This is a genomic window from Embleya sp. NPDC050493, from assembly GCF_044458105.1.
Classification (GTDB): Bacteria; Actinomycetota; Actinomycetes; order Streptomycetales; family Streptomycetaceae; genus Embleya.
In genome coordinates this window covers 127,898-143,169 of sequence record NZ_JBITHP010000014.1, presented here as the reverse complement: position 1 = coordinate 143,169, position 15,272 = coordinate 127,898, and the positions used below count along the sequence as shown (strand labels likewise).

General features: G+C 71.7%; 15 protein-coding genes. 7 read left to right on the top strand and 8 right to left on the bottom strand.

Annotated features, from left to right (window positions below; all coding sequences use genetic code 11):
* Window positions 1–378 precede the first annotated feature (378 nt).
* Window positions 379–1,272 (top strand): alpha/beta hydrolase, encoded by an 894-nt coding sequence (locus tag ACIBM5_RS25885; protein WP_396009011.1) that lies wholly within the window; start codon window positions 379–381, stop codon window positions 1,270–1,272.
* A 19-nt stretch (window positions 1,273–1,291) separates the two neighbouring features.
* Here ACIBM5_RS25885 and ACIBM5_RS25880 read toward each other — a convergent pair whose 3' ends face one another.
* Both ACIBM5_RS25880 and ACIBM5_RS25875 read right to left on the bottom strand, forming a co-directional pair.
* Window positions 1,292–1,882: an HAD family hydrolase gene (locus tag ACIBM5_RS25880; protein WP_391583448.1), complete on the bottom strand. Its 591-nt coding sequence runs from the start codon at window positions 1,880–1,882 to the stop codon at window positions 1,292–1,294.
* Window positions 1,883–1,995: 113 nt separating this feature from the next.
* On the bottom strand, window positions 1,996–2,559 hold the full coding sequence (locus ACIBM5_RS25875; RefSeq protein WP_396009010.1) for a TetR/AcrR family transcriptional regulator: 564 nt from the start codon (window positions 2,557–2,559) through the stop codon (window positions 1,996–1,998).
* 128 nt (window positions 2,560–2,687) lie between these two features.
* Between ACIBM5_RS25875 and ACIBM5_RS25870 the strand changes: the two genes are divergently transcribed.
* Together ACIBM5_RS25870 and ACIBM5_RS25865 are read left to right on the top strand one after the other, a co-directional pair.
* A complete protein-coding gene (locus tag ACIBM5_RS25870) occupies window positions 2,688–3,302 on the top strand; it encodes a DUF2867 domain-containing protein (protein ID WP_396009009.1) in 615 nt (204 codons plus the stop codon).
* 204 nt (window positions 3,303–3,506) lie between these two features.
* Complete coding sequence (locus ACIBM5_RS25865) at window positions 3,507–3,737, top strand: hypothetical protein (protein ID WP_396009008.1); 231 nt, start codon at window positions 3,507–3,509, stop codon at window positions 3,735–3,737.
* A 243-nt stretch (window positions 3,738–3,980) separates the two neighbouring features.
* Here ACIBM5_RS25865 and ACIBM5_RS25860 read toward each other — a convergent pair whose 3' ends face one another.
* Window positions 3,981–5,696, bottom strand: a complete 1,716-nt coding sequence (locus ACIBM5_RS25860) for an amidohydrolase family protein (RefSeq protein WP_396009007.1) — start codon at window positions 5,694–5,696, stop codon at window positions 3,981–3,983.
* 172 nt (window positions 5,697–5,868) lie between these two features.
* Here ACIBM5_RS25860 and ACIBM5_RS25855 point away from each other — a divergent pair, with 172 nt between their 5' ends.
* The 3 genes from ACIBM5_RS25855 (at window position 5,869) to ACIBM5_RS25845 (ending at window position 9,441) form a co-directional block, all read left to right on the top strand.
* On the top strand, window positions 5,869–7,101 hold the full coding sequence (locus tag ACIBM5_RS25855) for an amidohydrolase family protein (RefSeq protein ID WP_396009006.1): 1,233 nt from the start codon (window positions 5,869–5,871) through the stop codon (window positions 7,099–7,101).
* Window positions 7,098–8,744, top strand: coding sequence for an alpha-keto acid decarboxylase family protein (locus ACIBM5_RS25850; protein WP_396009005.1), 1,647 nt, complete (start codon window positions 7,098–7,100; stop codon window positions 8,742–8,744). Before ACIBM5_RS25855 ends, ACIBM5_RS25850 begins: the two co-directional genes overlap by 4 nt.
* 76 nt (window positions 8,745–8,820) lie before the next feature.
* Window positions 8,821–9,441 carry a TetR/AcrR family transcriptional regulator gene (locus ACIBM5_RS25845; RefSeq protein WP_391583455.1) on the top strand — a complete coding sequence of 207 codons (621 nt, stop codon included), beginning with the start codon at window positions 8,821–8,823 and terminating at the stop codon, window positions 9,439–9,441.
* 63 nt (window positions 9,442–9,504) lie between these two features.
* Here the strand turns inward: ACIBM5_RS25845 and ACIBM5_RS25840 are convergent, their stop codons facing one another.
* The 5 genes from ACIBM5_RS25840 to ACIBM5_RS25820 all read right to left on the bottom strand — a co-directional run bounded on the left by ACIBM5_RS25840 (window position 9,505) and on the right by ACIBM5_RS25820 (window position 14,229).
* Window positions 9,505–9,852 (bottom strand): DUF1330 domain-containing protein, encoded by a 348-nt coding sequence (locus ACIBM5_RS25840; RefSeq protein ID WP_391583456.1) that lies wholly within the window; start codon window positions 9,850–9,852, stop codon window positions 9,505–9,507.
* Between the two features lie 81 nt (window positions 9,853–9,933).
* The gene (locus tag ACIBM5_RS25835; RefSeq protein WP_396009004.1) at window positions 9,934–11,322 is read right to left on the bottom strand and encodes an MFS transporter; all 1,389 of its coding nucleotides are present in this window, start codon (window positions 11,320–11,322) and stop codon (window positions 9,934–9,936) included.
* Window positions 11,319–12,005, bottom strand: a complete 687-nt coding sequence (locus ACIBM5_RS25830; protein ID WP_396009003.1) for a TetR/AcrR family transcriptional regulator — start codon at window positions 12,003–12,005, stop codon at window positions 11,319–11,321. The genes ACIBM5_RS25835 and ACIBM5_RS25830 overlap by 4 nt, the downstream gene beginning before the upstream one ends.
* 98 nt (window positions 12,006–12,103) lie before the next feature.
* Window positions 12,104–13,429, bottom strand: a complete 1,326-nt coding sequence (locus tag ACIBM5_RS25825) for a PP2C family protein-serine/threonine phosphatase (RefSeq protein ID WP_396009109.1) — start codon at window positions 13,427–13,429, stop codon at window positions 12,104–12,106.
* Window positions 13,429–14,229 (bottom strand): alpha/beta fold hydrolase, encoded by an 801-nt coding sequence (locus ACIBM5_RS25820; RefSeq protein ID WP_396009002.1) that lies wholly within the window; start codon window positions 14,227–14,229, stop codon window positions 13,429–13,431. The genes ACIBM5_RS25825 and ACIBM5_RS25820 overlap by 1 nt, the downstream gene beginning before the upstream one ends.
* 346 nt (window positions 14,230–14,575) lie before the next feature.
* Between ACIBM5_RS25820 and ACIBM5_RS25815 the strand changes: the two genes are divergently transcribed.
* A complete protein-coding gene (locus ACIBM5_RS25815; protein WP_396009001.1) occupies window positions 14,576–15,202 on the top strand; it encodes a VOC family protein in 627 nt (208 codons plus the stop codon).
* Window positions 15,203–15,272 lie beyond the last annotated feature (70 nt).

Sequence of the window (15,272 nt, the reverse complement as noted above, 5' to 3'; positions counted from 1 at the left end):
GGCGCAACGATCGAACGGCCGCCGGGACACGGACCCGGCGGCGGTTCGGGCGAGCGTGGGCGTGCCGTGTGGCGCCGGAAGGGACGGAGAGGACTGGCACCGCATACCCATCACGGCATGGAGCTCTCCGGGAATGGCATTTGATCGGCATGCGCCAACCGGACAGGCTGCCTGAATGCTTGTCAGTCAGTGCCGATCGGGAAGGAAGTGCCGGGCCGTGCGGACCGTAACCCTGGGCAGACGCGCCATCGACCGCGACGACATCGCCGAGCGACGCGAAGGTTCCGGCGGGCCGGCGTTGCCGACACCGAACGGCGGGCGTCGGTCCCCCGAGGCGGTCACCCGGACGGTGGCGGGGTTCGCGCGGGGTGCCGGCGCATGAGTGACGCGAGCGTGGACATGGACGTGAACCCGGCGAAGAGGGACGCGGTGAATGTGGACGCCGAGTTGGATGTCGCGTTCGATGCCCGGGCGACGGTGGGGCCGGAACGGTTCGCCCGGCTGATGGAGCGCTACCGAGCGGAGTCGGTGCAGGCGGTCACCGATCTGCCGGGCGTGACGGGCCTGGTCTATGACGCCCCGAGCGGGGAGCGGCTGGATGTCTGGGGGCCCGGCTCGGAGGAGGCGCCGCGCCCGGTGTTCGTGTTCGTGCACGGCGGCTATTGGCGGGCGTTGTCGCGCGCGGACTCGGCCTTCGCGGCGCGCATGTTGGCCGAGCGTGGTGTGGCGACCGTCGTGCCGGACTACACGTTGGCTCCGCGAGCGACCCTGGAGGAGATCACCCGGCAGGTGCGCGCGACGATCGCGTGGGTGTACCACGAGGGAGCGCGGTACGGGCTGGATCGTTCGCGGCTGGTCGTGGGCGGCAGTTCGGCGGGGGGTCACCTGGCCGCGATGACGATGGTCGACGGCTGGCAGGCCGAGGTCGGCCTTCCCGAGAACGTGGTCGCGGCCGGGTTCCCGATCAGCGGATTGTTCGACGTCCGGCCCCTGGTGCGTACCCGGGCCAACGAGTGGTTGAGGTTCGACGAGGAGCGTGCGGCCGCGCTGAGCCCGCTCGTCCTGGGGGCGCGGCCCCGGATGCCCGGTGTCACGGTGATGGCCCGGCACGAGGCGAGCGGTTTCACCGAGCAGTCGCGCGCGTTCGCGGCGCACTGGGGCACGGAGTTGTTGGTCGTGCCGGAGCGCAATCACTTCGACGTGGTCCTGGATCTCGCGGATCCGGAGACAGCGATGTCGCGGGCCCTGCTGGGACTCTTCGACCGGCTGTGACGGCGGGTCGTGGTGCCGTTCAGCCCCGCCCGGGCTGCGGAACGCGGACGGAGGCCATGCCCGCGGCGGTGGCGGCCCGAATCCCCAGGTCGGTGTCCTCGAACACCAGGCACTCCCGCGCCGGCACGCCCAGATGCTCGGCGGCCTTGAGGAACCCCTCGGGGTCGGGCTTGGCCCTGGCGTAGTCGCCGGCGCACACCAGTACGTCGAACCTGTCGAGCAGGCCCAGTGCGGTCAGCGACGCGGTGACGGAATCGCGGGTGCTGCCGGAGACGACGGCCGTGGGTATGCGTCCGCAGGCGTCGTCGATGTGCGGAAGCACCCCCGGTACGACGGTCACCTGCGGCAGCAGTTCACGAAACAGGAGTTCGCGACGCTGCGCGACGGCCTCGACCGGCATGTCCAGCCCCTGGTCCCGGTTGAGCGAGGCGATGATGCCCGCCACCGTCCGGCCGCCCCAGGCGTAGAAGAGGTCCTCGGGGAAGGAGCAGCCCCACTCGTCCAGCGCTTGCTTCCAGGCCCGGTAGTGCAAGGGCATCGAGTCGGCGATGGTGCCGTCGCAGTCGAACAGGTAGGCACGGAACTCGCCGGGCGGCAGGGGGATGATCATCCGAGCACCGTATAGCGCTCCGATCGCTCACGGCCGCGTCGGGTGCCGACCGAACCTCGACGGTGTGAAGCTGCGGCGCCTGCTCGGCGCCGTCCGACCGGACCGCCGCCCCGCTACCGGTCGCGGGTGTTGTCCATGATCAGGTCGGCGGCGCGGGCGAGGACCTCGGCGCGGGTGCGGCCCTGGTGGTCGGCGGCGAGGGAGTGGTGTCCGATCGCCACGCAGAAGGCGATCAGACCGCGGGCCTCGACCTCGTCGGGGTCTGAGCAGAAGGTCCCGAACATTTCGCGGAGCAGGTCCATGCGTCGGTTGTCCACGCGTCGCAGGCGCTCGGCGACCGCCTCGTCCCGGCGGGCCCAGTCGCGGACCGCGAGGTCGATGGGCAGCAGCCGGTCGTCGGAGAAGGTGAGCATGCCGGCACGCCGGGCCTTGGTTCTGGGGTCGCCGCCCTCGCGTTCGACCTGCTCGATCACCTCGTCGGTGCACTCGCGTTCCCAGGTGTCGAGCATCGCCGCCAGGAGCGCGTCGCGGTCGGCGAAGTAGCCGTAGAACCCGCCCTTGGTGACGCCGAGGCGTTTCGCCAGTGCCTCGACCCGGACGGCGTCCGGGCCGCCGTCGGCCAGGGCTCGCAGACCTTCCTCGACCCATCTGTCGCGCGGCGTGCGAGCAACGCCCACGGTGTGCCACCTCACTCTTCCACTCTTCGACCCCGATATACGCAACCGCATAGTCGATCTTGCCTTGTCTTATACGCAAGCGTATAACAGGTGGGGAAACACCGCCCCACCCCAGGAAGGCCGCAGCCATGAGGCTTGCCCGCACGGCCCACACCGAACGCCCGTGGCGGATCCACGAGTTCACCCGTGACTTCCGGGTCGAGGACGTGTGGTCCTACCGCACTCCCGGCGCCGGCCCGGCCGACTTCCCCACCATGCTCACCGCGATGCGCAACCGCGGCGGATTCGGCAAACAGGCGGCTCCGGCCCGGTTCCTCTTCGCGGTGCGCTGGAAGCTCGGCGCCCTCCTCGGCTGGGACGAAGCCACGGCGAGCCTGGGAGAGCGGGTTCGACCGCTGCGCGACCGCCTCCCCGAGGACCTGACCGAGACCGTGGACGCCTCGAAGGCCGGCGGCAGCCCGTTCACCCCGATGTACGAGTTGGCCGACGAGGCCGCCCAGGAACTGGCGAACAAGACCTGCCACGCCGTGATGCACCTGGGTTGGGTGCCCACCGACGACGGTGACCACGAGTTGCACATGGCCGTCCTGGTCAAGCCCAACGGCCGCCTCGGCAGGCTCTACATGGCCGCCATCGCACCCTTTCGCCACCTGATCGTCTACCCGGCGCTGACCCGCCAATGGGAACGCGCCTGGCGCGAACGCACCACCCCACACCCCGAGTCCCCCGCCCCCCGCCCGTAACCACCGAAGCCGCCGGACGCGTCCCGACGCGCCCGCCACCAACGACGGCCCCGCCCACCGGGATCGGTGGGCGCCCGTCGTGGGAGAGTGAAGCGCATGACGACTTGAAGAGCACCGGGCGGACGGCGGGGGTGGACCAAGGTCTCGACCCTGGACACCGTCGGGCACGGGGACCGACAGGCCTGCGCAGGCTGCGGAACGACCGTGCGCACCTACCGATTCCGCCACCACCCGCCCGAATCCGCGATGTTCGAGCGGTGCATCGGCCTGGCCTGGTGTCCCGAGTGTCGGATCTACATCGGCGCGATGGTGTACGTCCCCCGCACCCTCCCGCTCGTCGACGCGCTCGCGTCGCTTCCCGCCGACGAGCGAACTCGGTTGCTCCGCAAGGAGGCGGCCCTGATCGACCACCTCGATCGCCACACCGGCCGCTGACCCACACCCGCCGGCCCAGCGGGCGCCCGACCCACCTGCCCAAGCCGATGGTGGGTGCGGTTCCACAAGGCCCCGGCAACACCGGCCCGCACACCGGAACGATCCGGACCGACAGTGGCTGTCGACCGGCCACCGCCACGTTCACCGACCGCCCCGGCGGCCGGCAGCGTCGGCGGCAACGGCGTGTACGAGTACGGCGCCGGCGGCTTCCCGACCGGCACCGGGAACGGGTGGACGTCGTCTTCACCGCCGACGACCGGGGCGGTTCGTGATCGGTGCCAGGGGGCCGCGCAGGAGGCGTCCCGGCAGGGCGCCGGTGTGGACGCCTTCGCGGAAGGCGACTTCGCCGGACACCACGGTGGCGGCGATGCCGGTCGCACGCTGACGGAGGCGGTACGCGCCGCCGGGGATGTCGTACGCGACTTCCGGCATCAGCGGGGCGACCGTGTCCGGGTCGATGACGTTGAGGTCGGCGGCGAGTCCTTCGCGCAGCAGGCCGCGGTCGGGGAAGCCCCAGGCCGCGGCCGGAGCGTAGGTGATCATGCGGATCGCCTCCTCGAACGTGAAGGCTCGCTGTTCCCGCACCCAGTGGCCCAGCAGCAGCGTGTGCAGGGACGCGTCCGCCATGGAGCCGACATGCGCCCCGCTGTCGGTGAAGGTCATCACCGTGCGGGGGTGGCGCATGACCGGCAGCAGGTCCGCGGGATCGTCGCTGACCACGGCCTGGATGAACATCCGGTGGAAGTCGCTCTCCAGCGCCAGGTCGAGGATGAGCTCGACCGGTCCCACACCGCGTGCGGCGGCTGCCTCGTTGACGGTGCGCAGCGGCGGCATGGGTCTGTCGTAGACGCGCATGCGGTCGAAGTCGGGCTTCCGCGCCTCGGCGCCGATGGCGCGGCCGTAGGGTCCGTCGGTGGCGATGGCGACCAGTCGTGCGCGCGTGCGGGGGTCGCTGTACGCGGTGCGCTGCGCGTCCAGGGGCAGCGCGCGGATCTCCCGCCACAGCGGCAGTTTGTCGAAGGCGGTCCGGGTGCGGAAGGAGGTGACGGTGTTGATGCCGCGGCTGTGGCCGAGGCCGTAGGCGACTCCCCCGGCTGCCGCGATGGAATCCAGCAGGTGCAGGCCGTGGAAGACGCCGTTGCGGCCGGTGACCCCGAAGTTGAACGGCACGCCCGTCTCCACGGCAAGGGTGCGGACGCGGGCGAAGTACTCCTCCCGCGCCTCCTCGGTGCCGGCCGCGGCCGGCTCGTGGGTGATCTCGAAGACTCCGGCGCCCTCCTCGGCGAGGACGCCCACGAGCCGGCGCACCTCCTCCCAGGCGGCGAGCCGCGAGGCGACGGGCCGGCCGTCGGCGGTTTCGTGGTTGTCGTTGCGGGTGGTCGTGAAGCCGACCGCGCCGGCGCGCAGGCCCTCGCGCAACACCGCTTCCATCACCGCGAGTTCGCTCTCGGAAGCGGCGCCGTCGAAGGCGCGCTCGCCCATCGCCCAGGTGCGCAGCGCCGAATGCCCGACCTGGGCGGCGTAGTTGATCGCCTTGGGCAGTGCGTCGACGGCGTCCAGGTATTCGGGAAAGGTCTCCCAGGTCCAGGTGATGCCCTCTTCCATGGCCGCCGCCGAGATCTCCTCGGCGCGCTCCAGGTTGCGGGTGACCAGGTGACGGGCATCGGCCCGGGCGGGGGCGAGGGTGAAGCCGCAGTTGCCCATGACGGCGGTGGTGACGCCGTGCCAGGCCGAGCAGCTGCCCTGCTCGTCCCAGAAGACCTGGGCGTCCATGTGGGTGTGGCCGTCGATGAAGCCCGGCGTGACCACCAGTCCCGCGGCGTCGATCTCCTCGGCGCCGCGCCCGGGGACGCGGCCGATCCGGGTGATGCGCCCGGCGGTGATGCCGACGTCGGCGCGGTAGCCGGGCAGGCCCGAGCCGTCGACCACGGTGCCGCCTCGGATGACCAGGTCGTACATGTGCCCCACCTTTCCTCGCAGGTGCTCCGCCAGCGGTTAGCCAATGGCTAACGGTCACCGTCGCGTGCCCCGCGGGCGAAGTCAAGGGCGATCGGAGCCCTTGACTTCTCGTCGGGTTAGCCATTGGCTAACCCAGCGCTCCGAGCGCCGCCCGCCCAGCATGGAGGCCCCCGTGACCCGTGAACTCCCGCTTGTCGTCTCCGTCGACGACCACGTCGTCGAACCACCGGACCTGTGGACCCGCCGACTGCCCGCCCGCCACCGTGATCGCGGCCCGCGCGTGGTGCGCGCGACCTGCCGCACCGAATACGTCACCGCCAACAGCGTGAAATACCACTTCGGCGGCGACGGGCCCCGGACCGACTGGTGGGCCTACGAGGACCTCAGGAAACCGATCCCCCAGGTGATGGCCTGCGTCGGCATCGACCGCGCCAAGCTCACGATGGAGCCGATCGCCTACGCCGACATGCGCCCCGGCTGCCACGACCCGGTTGCCCGGTTGGCCGACATGGACCTCAACCACACCGAGATGTCACTGTGCTTCCCGACGTTCCCGCGCTTCTGTGGCCAGACGTTCCTCGAAGCCGAGGACAGCGACCTGGCGACACTGTGCATACGCGCCTACAACGACTGGATGATCGAGGAGTGGTGCGGCGGCTCCGGCGGGCGGCTGCTGCCGCTGTGCATCGTCCCCCTGTGGGATCCGCACGCCGCGGCGGCCGAGGTCCGACGCAACGCCGAACGCGGCTGCCGCGCCGTGGCGTTCACCGAACTTCCCACCAACCTCGGACTGCCGAGCATCCACGACCGCGACCGGCACTGGGACCCGTTCCTCGCCGCCTGCGACGAAACCGGCACGGTGGTCTGCATGCACATCGGGTCCGGCTCGCGCATGCCGGTGACCTCGCCCGACGCGCCCGAGGGCGTACGCATGGCACTGACCTTCGCCAACGCCCAGTACTCGTTCGTCGACTGGCTCATGTCCGGCGTCCTCGCCCGCTTCCACAACCTGAGGATCGCCTACTCGGAAGGGCAGATCGGCTGGATGCCGTTCGTGCTCGAACGCGTCGACAACATCTTCCGACACAGCGCCGCGTGGGCCGGCCTCGACCCCTCCCTCACCGAACCTCCCAGCAGCTACGCCAGGGGCCGCGTCTTCGGCTGCTTCTTCGAGGACGACTTCGGTGTCGCCTCGCGCGGGGCGGTGGGCATCGAGCGGATCACCTTCGAGACCGACTACCCGCACCAGGACGGCACCTGGCCGCGCACCCGGGACGTGCTCGCGCGGATCGCCGAACAGGTGGAGCCGGACGAGCTCTACCGGATCGCGCGCGGCAACGCGCTCGCGATGCTCGGCATGGCGGACCCCGCTCTCGGCGCGACCCCCGCGGAGAGTGCCCGATGACCACCATCGCCGCCCGGCTGGTCACCCGCCTCCGCGAACTCGGCATCGAGCACCTGTTCGGCGTGCCCGCCGACTACAACCTCGACTTCCTCGACCGCGTGTACGCCTCGGAACTCGCCTTCGTCGGCACCTGCAACGAACTCGGCGCCGCCTACGCCGCGGACGGCTACGCGCGGCTGCGCGGAGCAGGCGCCCTCGTCACCACCTTCGGCGTCGGCGAACTCGGCGCGATCAACGGCATCGGCGGCTCCTACGCCGAGTCCGTTCCCGTCGTGCAGATCGTCGGCGCACCGTCCACCCGAGCCGTGCATGCCCGGCTCCCCGTGCACCACACCATGGCGGATGGCGACTTCGGCCGCTTCGAACGCATGCACGCCGAGGTCACCTGCGACCGGGTCACCCTGACCGCCGCGGACGCCGCCGTCGAGATGGACCGGGTCCTGCGCGCCTGCTGGGCGCACAAACGCCCGGTGCGCATCGCGCTCCCCTGCGACCTGGTCGACCACCCCGCGCCGCAACCCGACGAGCCTCTGCTTCCCGACGCCGTCCCGCCACGGGCCCCACTGACCGACGCTTTCCGCGCGCGGGCCGCGGCGCTGCTCGCCCACGCATCGCGCCCTGCCGTACTCGCCGACCACCTCGTCGAACGGCACGGCGCTCACGAGGCGCTGGCCGACCTCATCGCCGCGGGCCCGTTTCCGGCCGCCGTCATGAACATGGGCAAGGGGGTCGTCGACGAGAGCGCCCCGACCTTCGCCGGGATGTACGTGGGAGCCGGCAGCGGGCCGGCCACGCGCCCCCTCGTCGAGGACGCCGACTGTCTCATCGCCGTCGGCGTGCTCATCAGCGACGGCAACTCCGGCGGCTTCACCCACCACTTCCCGGCCGGCCGGACGATCCACGTCGGACCGTACGCGTCGCGCATCGGGGACACCGAGTTCCCCGGTCTGCCCATGACGGATGCGCTCGCGGTGCTCACCGACATCGCCAGGAGCGGCGTACGCGGGACGTTGCCACGACTCCCGGCCCGCGCCACGCGGGTCCGCGCGCCGCACGAGCCGCTCACCCAGGCCGCGCTGTGGGACCGCTTCGCCGCACTCATCCGCCCCGGCGACGTGGTCGTCGCCGAACAGGGCACGTCCTTCTTCGGCATCGTCGACACCCGCATGCCCGCCGGAGTCACCGTCGTCGGCCAAGTCCTGTGGTCGTCGATCGGCTACACCCTGCCCGCCGCACTGGGCACCTGCATCGCCGCGCCGGAACGGCGCACCCTGCTCGCCATCGGCGACGGATCGTTCCAGCTGACCGCACAGGAACTCGGCACCATCGCCCGCGCGGGAGCGACACCGGTGATCCTCGTCGTCAACAACGGGGGCTACACGATCGAACGGGCCATCCACCCCACCGACGCCCCGTACAACGACATCGCCCCCTGGCGCTACACCGACCTGCCCGCCGCGTTCGGCGCCGACCACGCCCTCACCGCCCGAGTCAGCACCGTGGCCGAACTCGACGCCGCCCTGGAGACCGCCGGCCGCAACCCCGACCGACTCGTGCTCGTCGAGGCCGTCGTCGCACCCGAGGACTACCCCGGCCGGCTCGCCGCCATCGCCGCCAAATACCGGCCCGCACCGCCGGATTGAGGAATCGTCCGCCGATGCCCGCCGCGCCGGGTGAGCCGGCGATGTCCGCCACCGGGACGTCCAGCACACTGACGGCATGACGAACGAGACCTCCGCCCCCGAGCAGATCCTGGCCGCCGCGACCGAGCTCTTCCACGAACGCAGCCCCGCTGCGGTCTCGCTGCGGGAGATCGCCCGACGGGCGGGGGTCAACTACGGGCTGATCCACCACTACTTCGGGACGAAGGAGGCGGTGCTCGCCGAGGTGTTCCGCACCTCCGCCCTGCACGGCGGCCGGCTGCTCGCCGACGCCGAGGACACCGAAACGGCCCTCGCCCGGCTGGGTCGCGACCCGCGCGCATACGCCCGCATGCTCGCCTGGGCGGTTCTGGACAGCGACACATCGAAGGTGTTCGCCCACGAATCACCGGCCATCCGAACCCTCACGCGACTGGTCGGACGGGAGTGGGAAGCGGGACCGTCACCCGACCGCACCCGCGACGGGTACGACCCGCGTGTCGTCGCCGCGACCTCCGTGCTCGCCGTCCTGGCCTGGAGCGTGTTCGCCCCGTACGTCTTCCCGGCCGCCGGGCTCACCGACCGCGACCCGGACGACGTGCACGCCGAAGTCCTCGAACTGCTTCGGGACATGATCGCCGCCACCGGCCCGATCCCGGCCCCGGCCCACGAAGAAGCGGAAACCCACGACCGGGACTGACCCGCGCCGCCCGGGCGAGCCCCGAGCCCTGCGGGTGCCCGTGTCCGCCGTCGCACCGGACGGCTACTCGGCGGACATCGCCTCGCGCATCGCCCTCGCGGTGGCGGCCGGGTCGTAGCCCTCGGGGACACCCTCGATCAGGATGATGTCGCCCTCGATGTGCCGCGAGCGCAGCGGCGCGATCTCCTGGTACGCGGGCGAGTCCCACCAGGTGCGTGCCTCGACGATCCCGGGGAAGCCGATCATCACGACGCTCCCGGGCCAACTGCCCTCCTTCACCTCGTGCTGCGTGACGTGTACCAGGAAGCGGCCGCCGTACGGCTCGAAGGTGGCGGGCAGCCGCTCGATGTAGTCGGCGATCTCGGGGTGCGGGGTGGCGTTCCGCAGGTTGGCGATGGCGTAGGCGGTCATGGTTCGCTCCTCTGTTCCGGTCCATCGGGTGGTGGCGCTCTCTTGTGACCACCAATCTAGGGACGCGGAAACGACGGGGAATCAGTCGTGCATAGGTATTCGGCCGCGCGGCAGCAGCGACGCCGGCACCAGGGCGAGGGCGGCGAGTCCGGCCAGGACCAGGAGGGCGGGACCGATCGCCGAGGCGGACGTCACCGCGGCGGGTCCGGCCCCGGACGACTCGGCCGGCATCATGCCTGCGGCGACGGCGATTCCCAGGGTCGGACCGACGTTGTTGGCGGTTTGTTTGAGCCCGCCGACGACCCCGGCGTATCCGGGTGGGGCGTCACCGACGACGGTTCCGGTGGCGGTGACCATCACGGCGGCGAAGCCCGTGCCCAGGCCGACGAAGGCCGTCCAGGTGAGGAGCCAGGTGCTGTGCGGATCGAGCCGGGACAGGGCGACGATACCCAGGACGACGAGGAGGACGCCGGCGATCGCGGTGTGGCGCGGTCCGTACCGGCGCACTGCGGCGCTCGCGACGGGCGCGCCCAGGACCATGGGCGCGGTCAGCGGAAGTACCCGCAGACCGGTGGCGAGCGGACCGAGCCCGAGCACGTTCTGCACGAAGAACGAGGTCACGAACAGCGCCCCGAACATGCCGCCGGTGATGAGCAACATGATCAGCATCGATGCCGTCACGGGGACGGACCGGGCCACCGCCGGGGGCACGATCGGGTGCGTGGCGCGGCGCTCGTGCAGGACGAGCACCAGCGCGACGCCCGCCGTCGCGGCGAGTCCGAGCCACGTCGGCGCGGCGGTCCATCCGTGCGCGGGCACGTCGGCCAGGGTGTGTACCAGGACCGCGAGGGCGCCTGCGAGCAGGGCGGCTCCGAGCAGGTCCAGCCGCTGCGATCCGGCATGGGCGGGCGTCGGCACCCGGAGGGTGAGGGTGAGCACCGCGATCGCGAGCGCCACGGGGACGTTGATCCAGAACACCGAGCGCCAGCCCAGCTGGGTGACGAGGATGCCGCCGAGCAGCGGTCCGGCCGCGGCGGCGATCCCGATCGCGCCGGTACGGATGGCGACGGGCGTTCCGAGCCGGTCCGGCGCGTGGGTCAGCCTCAGCAGTGCGAGCGTGGCGGGTTGCAGCAGTGCGCCGAACACGCCTTGGACGGCCCGCAGGGCGATCACCCAGCGCACGTCCGGCGCGACCGCGATGCCGGCCGAGGCGGCTCCGAAGCCGAGGACGCCGATGAACATCAGCCGCGGGTGCCCGTATCGGTCGCCCAGGCGCCCGGCGATCACGAGAAGCCCGGCCACCGCGAGCAGGTAGCTGGTACTGGTCCACTGGACCTGCGCCACACTCGCCCCGAGGTCGCGCTGCAGGCTGGGCTGGGCCACGAGCAGCACGGTGCCGTCCAGCGCGACGATCATCGCACCGGCCACGCTGACCGCGAGCGCGAAGCGTTGCCTGAGGTTCTCGGTCATGCAGCGGCCGGGCTCGTGGTCGCCGGGCCTATATGGGCGTCCAGGGCCGCGGTGACGAGCAGTTCGAGCCGGCCGCCGTCGGGGGCTTCCGCTGCCGACGGGGTGTCGAGGGCGAGTTGCAGGCTGTCCCAGACCCACAGCTGGGCGATGCCGTGCAGGTTCGACCAGAGCGCGGCGGCGGTCACCGCCGGTGGCGGGGCGGCGGCGTTGGCACGCGCGGTGTCCCGCCCGCCGCCCCGGTGTGCGCTTTCCCGCTCGGCCCGGCATTCGGCGATGAGCGCGACGATGGTCTCGAACAGCGGGAGTGTGGACTCCCGGAGCCGTGGTCCGGGCGATGCGTGGGGCCCGCTGTCGAGCAGGTCGTGCCGGAACATCAGCTCGAACATGCCGCGGTGTTCCAGCGCGTACCCGACGTAGGTCCGGGCGAGCGCCTCCAGTCGGCGGCGCGGTGCCGCGACCGCGGCGGTGGCGACCTCGAACCGTGCGCCCAGGTCCGCGAATCCGCGCCGGGCGATCGCCGAGAGCAGCTCGTGGTGGGTGGCGAAGTATCTGCGTGGAGCCCCGTGCGACACCCCCGCCCGGCGGGCGATCTCACGCAGCCCCAGTGCGGCGATGCCGTCCGTCATGACGACGTCCACACCGACGTCGATCAGCCGTTCCCGAAGGGAGTCTTCCTGTGCCATGGACACTGTCTACCACATGCGTAGACACTGTCTACCCTTGCGTAGACACTGTCTACTTCGATCGCGGGGCGCAGGCCCGCCCGCTCCCGCGCATGTCGTCAGCCGCGCGACGGCGCCGCTTCCCCCTCGCGCCGAGGGGGCACACCCAGTGCCAGCACCGCGGCGTCGTCGTCCAGACCCGAGCCGAAGGAGGCCAGGAGGTCGGTGACCGCGTCCACCGCGGCGCGGGCGCCCACCGGTGCCAGCGCGGCGGCGAAGTCGAACAGGGCGTCCTCGCCGTAGCGGTCGGCCTTCGGGCCCGGCCCCGGGCGGCGGGCCTCGGTGAGGCCGTCGGTGTACAGGAGCAGCGTCTCCCCCGGGTCCAGGCGCACCGTCGAGGTGGTGAAGTGCGCGTCCGGGACGACCCCGACGAGCTGCCCGCCGGGCGTGGGCCGAAACTCGGCGCCGCCGTCGGCGCGCAGGAGCAGCGCGGGTGGGTGGCCGCCCGCGGCGAGCACGATGGTGCAGCCGTGGGCATAGGGCGTGATCGGATCCATGTCGGGGGTGATCGGGCCGAGGTCGGGGGTGATCAGGCCGAAGATCACGGTGCAGAAACGCGGGTCCTCGCCCCGGTATTCGTGGTTGAGCACGGTGTTGAGATTGCGCAGCACCGCGACCGGGTCCGCGTCGTACACGGCCGCCGCACGCAGCGTGTAGCGGACGAGCGAGGTCACGGCCGCGGCGGCGACGCCCTTGCCGCACACGTCGCCGAGGAAGAACCCCCATCGGCCGTCGGCGAGCGGGAACAGATCGTAGAAGTCGCCGCCGACCCGATCGGGCGAGGCGATGTGGTAGTGCGCGGCCACCTCCAGGCCCGGCACCTCGAACAGGGTCGGCGGCAGCAGGGTGCGTTGCAGGGTGGTGGCCAGGCGTTGCAGGCGTTCGCGTTCGAGGTCGGCCTCGCGGCGTGCGCGCAGCAGTTCGGTCTCGTACGCGCGACGATCGCGGGCGTCGATGATCGTCGTGCGGATCAGCAGGGGTTGGCCGTGGCTGCCGGTCTTGACCATGGAGGTGACCAGGACGGGCAGGCGGCTGCCGTCGGTGGCCTGGAGTTCGAGGGCGACGCCGCCGATCTCGCCCTGCATGGTCAGCAGGGGCGCGAAGTGCGTCTCGTGGTAGAGCCTGCCACCTACGGTCAGCAGGTCGGCGAAGCGGCGCCGACCGACGAGTTCCTCCCGGGTGGACCCGAGCCAACCCGTCAAGGTGGCGTTGACCTTGACGATGGTGCCGTCCAGGAGCGTGGACAGGTAGCCGCACGGGGCGTGCTCGTACAGGTCCTCGGCGCTGTCCTCCAGCAGGGCCGCGAAGGCGGCCGCGTCACCGCCCGGGGGCCCGTCCTCGCCGCTCGTTCCGCCGCCGTCCGGCCCCGACCCGGACGCGCACATCATCGCGCGCTCGCGAAGGCGACGAGCGCTTCGGCGGTCGCCTCGGGCACGCTCAACTGCGGGCAGTGGCCGGTGGCATCCAGCGTGACCAGGCTGCTGCCCGGGATCCGGGCCTGGACGAATCGACCCACCTCGGGCGGCGCGAGCGCATCCTGGCGGCATTGCACCACCAGGGTGGGCGTAGTGACCTCGGCCAGGTCGGCACGGTTGTCGGACAGGAAGGTGGTGTGCGCGAACACCCGGGCCATCCCGGGATCGGTACGGCAGAAGCTGTTCGTCAACTCCTCGCCCAGTTCGGGGCGTTCCGGGTTGCCCATGATCACCGGAGCCATCGCGGCCGACCAGCCCAGGTAGTTGCTGTCCAGCGAGACCAACAGCTCGTCGATGTCCGCACGGGTGAAGCCGCCCCGGTAGTCCCCGTCGTCGATGTAGCACGGCGACGGGGTGAGCAGCACCAGACCGGCGAAGCGCTCGGGCTCACGAATGGCCGCCAGGACGCCGATCATGGCGCTCACCGAGTGCCCGACGAACACCACGTCCCGCAGGTCCGTCTCCGCGCAGATCGTCAGCACGTCGTCGGCGTAGCCCGCGAGGGTGGAGTATCGCTCGGCATCCCACGCGGCGGGGTCCGACCGTCCGGCGCCCACGTGGTCGAAGCGCACCACCTTGAATCGTTCCTCCAGCACGGGCAGGACCAAGCGCCACATGTTCAGGTCGCATCCGAACCCGTGCGCCAACAACAGGACGGGACCGTCCTGCCGACCCGACACCAGCACATGATTCCCACTCCGAACATGCATGCGACCATGATCCCACCGCTTGTACGACCAACCCCGTCACCCACACGCCGAATACTCCCCGCCACACTCCCCGCACGCGCCGAAGACCATGCGCCGGGGCCGCAGCCGGGTCCGGCGCGCACCCCGATGGCGGGCCCGATCGACATGCCCGATGCCGCCGTCCGCGCCCTCGGCAAGGCCCTGGACGAGGCCGGCGACTCCATGGCGGCCGACGGGTCGCCGGTGGCCCGGGGAGGGCGCCCGCGCGCGTTCCGGTGCGGCGAGCCCGGCGAGCCCGGCGAGCGCCGGCCGCATCGATCAGGATTCGAGAAGCGCCGGTCGTATCGCCGCACCTAGCTTGATGGGCATGGCAACCATCGCTTCCGTGACGCTCGACGTGGCCGACCCCTCGGCCGCCCACCACTTCTACGCGACGGCGTTCGGTCTGGACACGCAACTGCGCCTGCGGGCCTCGAATGCGCCCACGACCGGCTTCCGTGGATTCGCACTGGCACTCACGGTGTCCCAGCCGGCGGACGTCGACGCCCTGATCGACGCGGCCCTGGCGGCCGGCGCCACGTCGCTGAAGCCCGCGACGAAGTCGCTGTGGGGCTACGGCGGTGTCGTCCGGGCACCGGACGGGACGATCTGGAAGGTCGCCACTTCGGCGAAGAAGAACACCGGCCCCGCCACCCGGACCATCGACGACATCGTGCTCCTGCTCGGCGTCGCGGACGTCGTCGCGAGCAAGCGCTTCTACGTCGAGCGGGGCCTGGTCGTGGCGAAGAGCTTCAGCCGCGTCTACGTCGAGTTCGCCGCCGGATCGGGCCCGGTCAAGCCGGCCCTGTACCGCCGCCGTGCCCTGGCCAAGGACGTCGGCGTGGCTCCCGACGGCACCGGATCCCACCGCCTCACCATCGGCGGCGACGCCGGAACCTTCACCGACCCGGACGGCTACGCGTGGGAGGCCGCGGTACCGGCAACCGCCCCCTGACCGGCCGAGCGGAATCCCCCTTCCTGCGCCGGCTCACCCGGCGCATATCGAGGCGGGCCCGGAGCAGGGG